Annotated in this window: 9 protein-coding genes and 1 pseudogene; 5 read left to right on the forward strand and 5 right to left on the reverse strand. The window is 45.3% G+C overall.

The genetic code is table 11. The annotated features are described in order from the left end of the window. Positions 1 to 257 (forward strand): annotated as a pseudogene (locus AWH66_RS14645) (peroxiredoxin); the annotation flags it as partial. Positions 258 to 472: 215 nt separating this feature from the next. Continuing rightward, positions 473 to 2065: an alkyl hydroperoxide reductase subunit F gene (gene ahpF / locus AWH66_RS14650; RefSeq protein WP_063602914.1), complete on the forward strand. Its 1593-nt coding sequence runs from the start codon at positions 473 to 475 to the stop codon at positions 2063 to 2065. Positions 2066 to 2125: 60 nt separating this feature from the next. Here the strand turns inward: ahpF and AWH66_RS14655 are convergent, their stop codons facing one another. Then, positions 2126 to 3097: a hypothetical protein gene (locus tag AWH66_RS14655; RefSeq protein WP_063602915.1), complete on the reverse strand. Its 972-nt coding sequence runs from the start codon at positions 3095 to 3097 to the stop codon at positions 2126 to 2128. Beyond that, positions 3094 to 4422: a sphingomyelin phosphodiesterase gene (locus AWH66_RS14660; protein ID WP_063602916.1), complete on the reverse strand. Its 1329-nt coding sequence runs from the start codon at positions 4420 to 4422 to the stop codon at positions 3094 to 3096. The genes AWH66_RS14655 and AWH66_RS14660 overlap by 4 nt, the downstream gene beginning before the upstream one ends. Positions 4423 to 4733: 311 nt before the next feature. Between AWH66_RS14660 and AWH66_RS14665 the strand changes: the two genes are divergently transcribed. Further along, complete coding sequence (locus AWH66_RS14665) at positions 4734 to 5666, forward strand: lipase family alpha/beta hydrolase (protein WP_063602917.1); 933 nt, start codon at positions 4734 to 4736, stop codon at positions 5664 to 5666. Between the two features lie 2 nt (positions 5667 to 5668). Then, positions 5669 to 6529: a lipase secretion chaperone gene (locus AWH66_RS14670; protein WP_063602918.1), complete on the forward strand. Its 861-nt coding sequence runs from the start codon at positions 5669 to 5671 to the stop codon at positions 6527 to 6529. 74 nt (positions 6530 to 6603) lie between these two features. Here AWH66_RS14670 and AWH66_RS14675 read toward each other — a convergent pair whose 3' ends face one another. The 3 genes from AWH66_RS14675 to AWH66_RS14685 all read right to left on the reverse strand — a co-directional run bounded on the left by AWH66_RS14675 (position 6604) and on the right by AWH66_RS14685 (position 9049). Further along, on the reverse strand, positions 6604 to 7062 hold the full coding sequence (locus AWH66_RS14675) for a hypothetical protein (RefSeq protein WP_063602919.1): 459 nt from the start codon (positions 7060 to 7062) through the stop codon (positions 6604 to 6606). A 209-nt stretch (positions 7063 to 7271) separates the two neighbouring features. Next, entirely contained in the window at positions 7272 to 8036 is a 765-nt protein-coding gene (locus AWH66_RS14680; RefSeq protein WP_063602920.1) for a hypothetical protein, read from the reverse strand. Between the two features lie 98 nt (positions 8037 to 8134). Continuing rightward, positions 8135 to 9049 carry a LysR family transcriptional regulator gene (locus tag AWH66_RS14685; protein ID WP_063602921.1) on the reverse strand — a complete coding sequence of 305 codons (915 nt, stop codon included), beginning with the start codon at positions 9047 to 9049 and terminating at the stop codon, positions 8135 to 8137. A 162-nt stretch (positions 9050 to 9211) separates the two neighbouring features. On the opposite strand from AWH66_RS14685, the gene AWH66_RS14690 reads away from it, so the two are divergent. Further along, the coding region (locus AWH66_RS14690; protein ID WP_071487856.1) for an NAD(P)H-binding protein at positions 9212 to 9917 on the forward strand (706 nt) is incomplete at its 3' end.

Raw genomic sequence — 9917 nt, forward strand, 5'->3', positions numbered from 1 at the left:
CTATCACCAACAATTTCGGTGTGATGCGTGAAGGTCAAGGTCTGGCAGACCGTGCGACTTTCCTAGTTGACCCAGAAGGCGTTATCCAAGCGATGGAAATCACTGCAGAAGGCATCGGCCGTGACGCAGAAGACCTGATGCGTAAAGTGAAAGCAGCACAATACGTTGCCGCTCACCCAGGTGAAGTTTGCCCGGCTAAATGGAAAGAAGGTGAAGAAACACTAGCGCCATCTCTAGACCTAGTAGGCAAAATCTAAGCGCTCTTAGAGCTTAACCAAACGCAGCAATAAACGGCATTCGTGTCCGTGTTGCACGCCCCGCAGTCACTTTTATGGCTTCTACCATTGGCTTGTAAAAGTGGGGGCGTGCACCCCTTAACCACAATCTTAATTCAACATCAAAAGGGTCCCTTTTTTGTATCCCTTTTTCAATTCCTTCTGATGTTAAGCAGTCATATAGAATAGGTATCAGTATGTTAGATCAAGCAATGAAGCAGCAGCTAAAAGCGTATTTAGAAAACGTAAAAACCCAAGTTCAATTGGTTCTCAGCCTTGATGACAGTGATACGGCAAGCAAGATCGAATCTCTTGCTAATGACATAGCATCACTAAGCAGCAAAATTGACGTCGTTCGCGACGACGCAGCAAGTCCGCGCAAACCCGTCATGCGCGTTGTCAACCCAGAGAAGGGCACCGCAATTGGTTTTGCCGGCCTGCCAATGGGGCACGAATTTACGTCACTTGTGCTAGCGCTACTGCACACAGGTGGTCACCCAATCAAGCTAGAAGCTGAAACTATTGAGCAAATCGCTGAGCTGAACTCACCATTGGATGTAGAGATCTTTATCTCGCTATCATGCCAAAACTGTCCAGAGGTAGTTCAAGCTTTCAACATGATGGCGGCGATTAACCCGCTGGTAAACGTTACTATGATCGACGGTGCTGCATTCCAAGATGAAGTAAAGCAGCGCGATATCATGGCGGTCCCAAACGTATTCATTAACGGTGAACTATTCGGTCAAGGCCGCATGTCACTGAATGAAATCCTAAACAAAGTAGACACAGGTGCAGCGGAGAAAAAAGCTAATCAGTTAAATGAAACAGCACCGTTTGATGTTCTTGTCGTGGGCGGCGGCCCTGCGGGATCTTCAGCGGCTATCTATGCAGCGCGTAAAGGTATTCGCACTGGTGTGGTTGCTGACCGTTTCGGTGGTCAGGTGATGGACACCATGGCAATCGAGAACTTTATTTCAGTGAAAGCGACCACAGGTCCTAAGTTGGTAGCAAGTTTAGAAGAGCACGTTAAAGAGTACGGTGTTGAAGTCATCACTGAGCAGCGTGCTGCAAACATCATCGATTCAGAAGATACCGATGACGGTTACACCCACGTAGTACTAGAAAGTGGCGCAGTACTAAAAGCTCGCTCTGTGATCACAAGTACTGGTGCACGCTGGCGCGAAATGAACGTCCCTGGTGAGCAAGAGTACCGCAACAAAGGCGTCGCTTACTGCCCGCACTGTGATGGTCCACTGTTCAAAGGCAAGCGCACAGCGGTAATCGGTGGTGGTAACTCAGGCATTGAAGCTGCGATTGACCTAGCGGGCATCGTTGAGCACGTTACCGTTCTTGAGTTTGCAGATGTACTTCGCGCAGACCAAGTGCTTATCGACAAAGCGAACAGCATGCCAAATATCGATATCATCACTATGGCACAAACCACAGAAGTTCTTGGTGACGGCACTCGCGTGACAGGTCTTGAGTATAAAGATCGCAACACAGATGAAATCAAGCAAATTGAGCTTGCGGGTATCTTTGTACAAATCGGTCTTGTGCCAAACAGTGAATGGCTAAAAGGCACAAAAGTGGAGCTGTCACCACGCGGTGAGATTGAAGTCGATGCCCACGGTGCAACCAGCATGAAAGGCGTGTTTGCTGCGGGTGATGTGACTACCGTTCCTTATAAGCAAATCATCATTGCGATGGGCGAAGGTGCAAAAGCTAGTTTGGGAGCGTTTGATTTCTTGATTCGTAATCCAGCACCTGTGAAGCAAGCTGAAACAGCTTAAGGTCAAATAACCTATTTTCATAGCGCTGTTCTCAACTGAGAGCAGCGCTTTTTCGTTTTGTTACTGAGAAAAAAACGCCCGACGAAAATCAGCAACTTGCTGGGCATAGTAGTGTTGCCATTCATCCTGTGATAACCCCGAGAATTGCGTCACTCTCTGTTGTTCAAGGGAAGCTTCTAGGCGCTGTAGTTCACTCTGGTAGTTACTGACGACGGCTTGTTGTTGAGTGACTTGCTGCTGTCGAGTTGCGATCTCTGCACTCTGTTGTGGGGTCAGGAAATGGTGTTCTAGCTCGCTAATTAAAGCGTCACGCTCCGATTCACTGAGATTGTCAGGCACTAGCGCAACAGCTTGTTCAAACTTAGCTTGGTTGCTCACCAGTCCTAATGATTCAGCTCTATCCTGCCATGTCTTCATCAGGTCTTCAAAATTCTGAATATAATCCTCTGCCGAAATGTACTCTGGAGCATCCACGTTCAAATGTTTACTCTGAATGGTAAAATCATATAGCGCAAATTCATCTTCAAACATGACGTCAGCCAGTTGACCCCAGACTCTTCTCGCTTCTGCTTTTAACTGTTCGATACGTGCTGCTAATGATATTTGCTCGTCAAACAATAAATCGCCGAGCGTTTGTTTCCATTGGCTGCTCAGTTGTTGATAATTTTCAATGAGATAAAACCGTTCTGGTGTGAGAAATAGAGCCAGCTTATCTAGTAACACATCGCAGTTATCAGCTAGGCTACAACGATGCCAAAACGACTCGATGTCAGTGATTAAATCGCGACCTCTCGCCTTATTGAAAGCTTCAGCGGTAGCTTGAATGTCGGACTCGCCTTGCTTATTTATTGATGGCGTAAACGACGTTTGTTTTACAGGCACTAGAAAGTCGGCTGTCGTTGTTCCTGAAGTCGGTGAGGTAGCTTCAACGGATGCCGTAGTTTGCTTGATTTGCGGGTGGTTGTTGTCGAATGACCACCAAACAGTGCCCGCCAAGATGGCGGACACAATGATTAGCGTGATTTTTTTCATGGCTTTATGACAGCCGTAACGGGAAAGTGATCCGAGAGGTTATAGTGTTTCCATAGACTCTCATCCGTTGAGCGGGGCACATCAACTCGGTTGTCGTTATACGATTTTGTACCATATTCATTGCTGACCATGACGTAATCGAGGTATTCAACATTTGCACCGCCCGACAGCGCCCCACCGGCGAAATCATTGATCCGAGGGTCGAATGTTGACGCGGTATAGCCAGAATATTGCGGTTCAGAGACGTTTAGGTTTGTCATCATTTGCTGATAATCATCTGGGAACTTGAGTTTATTGACATTAAAGTCACCACTGTAGATTACCGCTTCATTTGTTGGGATATCGAGAGATTGCGCTAATGCACGCATTTGTTTGAACTGGCGCTGACGATAATCACGAGCGGTGTCGGTATCAAATGATGCGGTATGTGTTGCAAATACATGGTAGGCCTGACCACCTTTAATGACTTCAGCGTAGTTCACTCCTTTATCGGCAAAACAATCGGTTCCGGAGCAATCTGGAAATACGTACTGGGCTTCATTAACGATGGGGTAGCGACTAACAATGATGACCCCCCCGTCGTAAACATTGATCCCATCTTTATCCAGCATTTTCGTTTGATAAGGGTATTCTTTGGCAAGTTCTCTTAAGAATGCTTCGCGTCCACTAGCAAACACTTCTTGTAGCGCTAGTACGTCATAACCCTTCACATAGTCTGGAATTAGCTCATATCGGTCGCCAATGTGAGAGGCGATAGCGGGAAGTGCCCAGATGTTGTAAGTCATTAGCTTTAAGTTTTGTTCATCGTTATCGACCTCTTCATCAACATGAACGGGGGTGATTGTGTAGTACAAGTCATCGTAGCGTGCAGTCTTTGCTGATTTGAATGCCAACTCTGTATTGAGACTGCCAAATGAGTTTGTGTTTTGGCGATGAATATTCCGATCATCTTTTAAGGCCAAGTCGACATCGGCGGCGGACATTCCATATTCTATGGTTGAATTGTACCAGTGACCCTCCATCACTTGATTGAGCGATACGCTTTCACCTTGTGGATTCGAGACTATAGTTTCGAAGCGATAAGTCTGATTCGATTTTACGCCTTCCCAACGATTAAAGCTCAATATCGACTTTGTTTCCCAAGGGGCTAGAACTTGAACATGTTGCTGCCATTCCTCTCCCTCTTTCAGTAAATCAGTGCCTTCATGACTGATCTGGATTGTTAGCGGCTGATCTGAGTTATTAGTTAAGTACACATCAGTGTCTGCCAAGGCTGGCAAGGCGATTAAGCCACTGAGTAAAAGATTCCACTGTGAAAATTTCATCTTATTTATCCATGGTTTGAGTTAGAGTAATGATTCTGATTGATAAATGTTACTCAAGCGTTAAATTTGAATTAAGCAAATAAAACTTGCTCATTTTGTTATTGAATTGTGATCTCTATCTAGGATTGGTGCGGCTGGCTAGAACAAACCACGTTATTTCTCCAATTGTTACCATCTTAGGTGTCGCTTTTGGTGTCTCTACAGCATATTTTTCGGCATGACTTCACAATTTTGTAACACTAACTTGGCGGGCTAGAATTGTGCAATCTACGCTCAATTACTCATCGGAGGTCTGACAAGTAAGGTGTTAAATGAAAGCGTTCTTCACACTCATTTTATGTAGCGTAATCGCATGGAATGCACAGGCGATAAGCTTTTGGTCGAGCAAAGGGTATACCGAAACCAAATACCCAATCGTGCTAGTTCATGGCTTATTTGGTTTTGATTCACTAGCAGGGTTCGATTATTTCTATGGTATCCCTCAAACATTGAGCAAAAGCGGAGCAAAGGTTTATGTTGCTCAAATATCGGCGACCAACAGTTCGGAAGTACGGGGTGAACAGCTTCTAGCACAAGTGGAAAATGTCTTGGCTATCACGGGTGCCGACAAAGTAAATCTAATAGGTCATAGCCATGGCGCACCGACGGCGAGATATGTTGCATCAGTTGCACCGCAAATGGTCGCGTCAGTCACCAGTATTGGAGGCGTGAATAAAGGGTCGAAAGTCGCGGATATAGTGAGAAATACCGTACCGGAAGACTCAGTGTCAGAGGCGATAGCTGTGGAATTGGCTGGTGCACTTACAACGATCATTGGTGTGTTATCTGGAGGCAGTGACTTACCACAAGATGGGTTGAGCTCATTGCAGGCGCTCACCACAGAAGGTTCTTTGGCCTTTAACGAGCATTATCCAGAAGGCGTGCCACGGTCGTCCTGTGGTGATGGTGAGTGGCAAGCTGCAAATGGTGTGTACTACTACTCATGGACCGGGACTTCGACTTACACTAACGTGCTAGACCCGGCCGATCCCGCGATGTTTATCCTAGGTTTAACGTTTGATGAACCTAATGATGGATTGGTAGGAAGGTGCAGTACGCATTTGGGTCGAGTCATCCGTGACGATTACAAGATGAACCATCTAGACGAAATCAATGGCTTACTCGGAATCCATCATCTGTTTGAAACGGACCCTAAAACCTTATATCGACAGCACGCTAACCGTCTGCAGCAACAAGGACTTTAGGCATGAATAGGTTCTCAAAAACAAGTGCAGCGCTGGCTTTGTTCGTGGTGACGGCGACAGGATTGTTATTGTTCTCTGTGTTCGATGCGGATAGTCATGACTCGGTCAAAGTGAGCTCCCAGCTCGATACCCAAATCGATAAAGCGTCAGAGCGTGATACTTTTGAGTATTTTATCTCGGGATTTGTCGACAGCGAGGCAGATACCATTGAGCAGCGGTTTGAGCACTACAACCAGCAACTGGACGGCTCTGACCAACTTGAGCCAGAGTTGTTCGACAAATATATGCGTTACAAAGCTGCGCTAGCGGCGCTTAAACGAAACGGTGACGTACCTGTAGATTTTCAAGATCTGCACCAACAAATCTTGTTAATGCAAAGCGAGTTTTTTACTGCCGATGAGCAAGAGCGTTTGTTTGGTGAAGAGAATCTACTGCGTGAACTCGCCCTGACGAAAAAGGCCATTAAAGAGTCAGCACAAACCCCAGAGGAGTATCAACAGCGTTGGGAAAATGAACTCAGCCAACTGTCACCCGAGCTGCAGAACAGCTTTCGCAATGCGACAGTGTTAACGGCACTTAAGGATACCAATGCTATGGATTCGCAAAGTCAGTACATCGCTCGAGAGGCATTAGTTGGTAGCGAAGCCGCAGAGAGGTTGATGACGCTGGACCAAAAACGTGCAGATTTCGACCAGCAGTTTGACTCTTATCTAATTGCGAGAACCGACATATTGAATAACGCATCCTTCAATGATGCAGAAAAAGCGCAGGCTATTAACGATCTTAGAGAGCCGCTATTTGATAAGAATCAGTGGCGAAGGATTGAGGCGTTAGAGCGGATTCATGATAATCAGGGTGAATAGTTGAACAATAAATTGAATGAAATATTGGTGCTTTTCTCTTAAAGCACCAAAACTCAAAAGCAATTTTCTGATAGTTATGCCCCAGGAACCTGCTTCGTTCTACCCTCATAGGCTGGCGTAGTTCGGTACACGGCTTTAAATGTGCTATCGACCCAAAGCGCGCAGTTTTGACAAGGGGAGGCGAAATTTCCTCTTTCGTTTAGGGCTCCGATAATGTAGTTCTTCGGGTTTTTCCCTCTGGCTACTATTTCGAACCAAACATGGGCTTCAGCACAGTCGCAAAATTGTCGGGTTAGGTTTTTTCGAATTAAGTTTCTCCAAGGGGCTTCAGTGGCGAACTCGCGTGCATACTCCTGATAATTCTTACCGGGAATGTAACCACTGGCTTCGAATACAGCTTGTTTACCATCAAATGCAAACGCCATCATCTTGCCTAAGTATTCGCCTTTGCATTGATACAAGTACTGTCTAGCTTCTGATCTAAATTGACGCATTTCCTGATGCTCACGTTTCCAGTTTCTCTGTTTGCCCATAGCAACCTCGCTGTACTAGTAAATGAGAGAGGGGAATTTAGTTTGTTAAACGTAGTTCAATATTGTGTTGGTTGCATATTTGATTGGAGAAATTGTGCTATAGGAAAGTAGACAGCGCCACTGCTCTAGTCCAAGACGCTTATGAAAGAGTGAGAGATTTGTAGAGGCTACCTTGAATAGGTTATCAAGATAGCCACTTGGTTAATGTGTTAATTTTTCTCTTTAAAGACAACTTGATACTCACCTAACCCTTCATAGTCAATTGTCGTAGGTGTATCAAAATCTACTTCAACAATGCCACAGTAGGATCCGGTAATAATCGCTTCACCCGCTTGAAAATCAATGCCACGACGAGTCATTGCATTAATGAGCCAGTAGATCGGAGTTTGTGCTAGTTTGTTTGGGTGTTCTCCGGCGAATGTCTGCACATTGTCCTCTTGAGATACGGTGATTTGGATGGTGGTAGCATCAAAAGCCTGTTCACGAGCAATTTCTGGTCCAATAAACAATCCTTGGTTGACCAAACAATCCGCCAATTTCTCATAAAATTCCGCGCCGCTATCGTCGGCATAGCGAGATTGCATAAGTTCCAATGCCATATGGCAAGAGCCAATAGCATCATTGATCTGTTCTTCACTATAGCCATCAGGATTCGCGGGTAACGATTTTGAAAGGACGAATGCGATTTCTGGCTCTACTCGTACGGTATTGTTGTCAGCGAATAGCTCGCAGATTTCTCCTTGTTGCACGCTATTGGAGAAAATTGGTGCAACGATAAATTGGTTATCGGATAGAGGTAGAAGACACTTCCATCCTCCAACTTCATCGCTATGCATATCGATCATTGAAGATTGGATTTGTAGTGCGTCATCCAAGGTATTTGGACGTTGCAGTTCATTAAGTCGTGGTGCTTTGGTTCCCGCCACACGGCGGCTTAGCAGCTCAGAGGCAGCTTGCTGAAAAACATTTGTCATATAATATCACCTGTATTGTCTCCTTTAATCATATAGCAAATGTTTCCAGCAAAATAGATGATGAGATCATGAAGTTACGAGTTTTCGAAACAGAATTTCTAATCTGTTGTTCCCGCCAACTTTTTACCAAATTCGCAGCGCTTGTTGCGTATAAATTCGATAAAAAGCTGAGATTTAAGAGGTAAGTGACGCTTGTCTGGATACACCAACAACATGGTTCTATCTTGTGGAACCCAAGGTTCAAGGAGTGTTTTGATAGTACCGCATTGGATCTCTTGGCGTAGCAGCGAGTAGGGTAAGTAACAGATCCCAGCATGGTGAAGGGCGAGTTCTTTTGTGACGTTGAAGTCATCGGATATCAACTCTGAGTTGTGGGCGATTTCTATTTCTTCGCTATTGCGAGCAAAACGCCAAGGGAGAAAATAGCCTTCGACGTGATTCTTTATACACGGTTTTTGATATAGCTCTAACGGGTGTGTGGGTTCTCCGTATTTATCTATGTATTGCGTTGAAGCGGCTAATACGTATTTCACTGGAGACAAAGCTAACGCCACGAGACTAGAGTCATGTAATGGGCCTAGTCGAAAAGCGAAGTCGATACTTTGCTTGGTAAGGTCTTGATAGCGATTTGATGATGCCAAGTTGATGTGAATGGTTGGATATAGCGCTCTGAACTCAGCAAACATAGGAGCAAGTAAATCTTGGCTCAGAGCTTTCGGTGCGGTGATGGTCAATGTACCTATAGGCTGATTGGCCATGTCTTCTGCATCGCTGTATAGCTCGGCGACTGTGTCGGCGATAAGCTGAGCTTTTGGAAGAACTTGAATACCCAATTCGGTCAAAGACAGGGAGCGGGTGGAACGATTCAACAGCTTGCCACCAAGATCATGTTCAAGTTGCTGTATTTTGCGGCTGACTGTTGTAGTGGGCACATTGAGCTGTCGTGCTGCTTCAGCGAAGCTACTTAGTTCTACAACTTTGGCAAACAACGGTAAAGCCGAGAGTTCTTTCATTGTATTGATTATCTATTTATCCCATATATGGGATAGTAAAGTTCATTTTAACCTTCTAATCAATGTTTTTGGTATTGGCTATAGTTACTACATACCGACGCGGCACTCTCAAACTATGCTGCACAATAAGGTTCAATAGATAAGACGATTAAGGGGTTCACGATGGAAATTCTAGTACTAGGCGCAACAGGTAACACAGGTTCAGAAGTGGTTCGTCAACTTAAACAGGTTGGTGCAAGCTTTGGTGTTATGGCACGAAATCTCGACGCTGCTACCAAGTTAGACCTCAACCCAGATCAAGTTCGCGTGAGCAACTACGACGATGTCGATACCCTGACTGAGGCAATGAAAGGCATCAAAAAGATCTATGTAGCGATGCCAGCCAATCCAAACAATCAGCAATGGATGAAAAATACGGTTGCGGCAGCCAAGGCAGCAGGTGTTGAGCTTATTGTGAAACTATCTGGTATGGGAGCAAAAGCTGACGCGGGGTCAGAAATTATTCGCACGCATGTTGTAACAGACGATATTGTAAAGGCATCGGGCATTGCCTATACCATCGTGCAACCAAACTCCTTTTTCCAAAACCTATATGGCAGTCTTGGGACGATCAACGCAATGGGACAATTTTTCTTACCGATTGCGCAAGCAAAACAGAGTGTGATTGATATTCGTGATGTGGCGGCTGTTGTGGTTGCGGCATTAACTCAACCTGGACATGAAAATCAGACCTATCTTATTTCCGGTCCTGAGGCCTTAACGTTTGCCGAGCAAGCAGAGATATTAACGCAAGTATCCGGAAAGCAAATTGATTACGTTGCTGTACCACAAGAAGCAGCAGAAGCGGCAATGAAAGAGGCGGGGGTGG

The organism is Vibrio barjaei (assembly GCF_001639065.2).
In the GTDB taxonomy this organism is placed as follows: domain Bacteria; phylum Pseudomonadota; class Gammaproteobacteria; order Enterobacterales; family Vibrionaceae; genus Vibrio; species Vibrio barjaei.

Bases quoted from the DNA above. Each gene is read 5' to 3' on its own strand.
- AWH66_RS14670 (WP_063602918.1), top strand. From the start codon at position 5,669: ATGAATAGGTTCTCAAAAACAAGTGCAGCGCTGGCTTTGTTCGTGGTG.
- AWH66_RS14655 (WP_063602915.1), bottom strand. From the start codon at position 3,097: ATGAAAAAAATCACGCTAATCATTGTGTCCGCCATCTTGGCGGGCACT.
- AWH66_RS14660 (WP_063602916.1), bottom strand. From the start codon at position 4,422: ATGAAATTTTCACAGTGGAATCTTTTACTCAGTGGCTTAATCGCCTTG.
- ahpF (WP_063602914.1), top strand. From the start codon at position 473: ATGTTAGATCAAGCAATGAAGCAGCAGCTAAAAGCGTATTTAGAAAAC.
- AWH66_RS14680 (WP_063602920.1), bottom strand. From the start codon at position 8,036: ATGACAAATGTTTTTCAGCAAGCTGCCTCTGAGCTGCTAAGCCGCCGT.
- AWH66_RS14675 (WP_063602919.1), bottom strand. From the start codon at position 7,062: ATGGGCAAACAGAGAAACTGGAAACGTGAGCATCAGGAAATGCGTCAA.
- AWH66_RS14685 (WP_063602921.1), bottom strand. From the start codon at position 9,049: ATGAAAGAACTCTCGGCTTTACCGTTGTTTGCCAAAGTTGTAGAACTA.
- AWH66_RS14665 (WP_063602917.1), top strand. From the start codon at position 4,734: ATGAAAGCGTTCTTCACACTCATTTTATGTAGCGTAATCGCATGGAAT.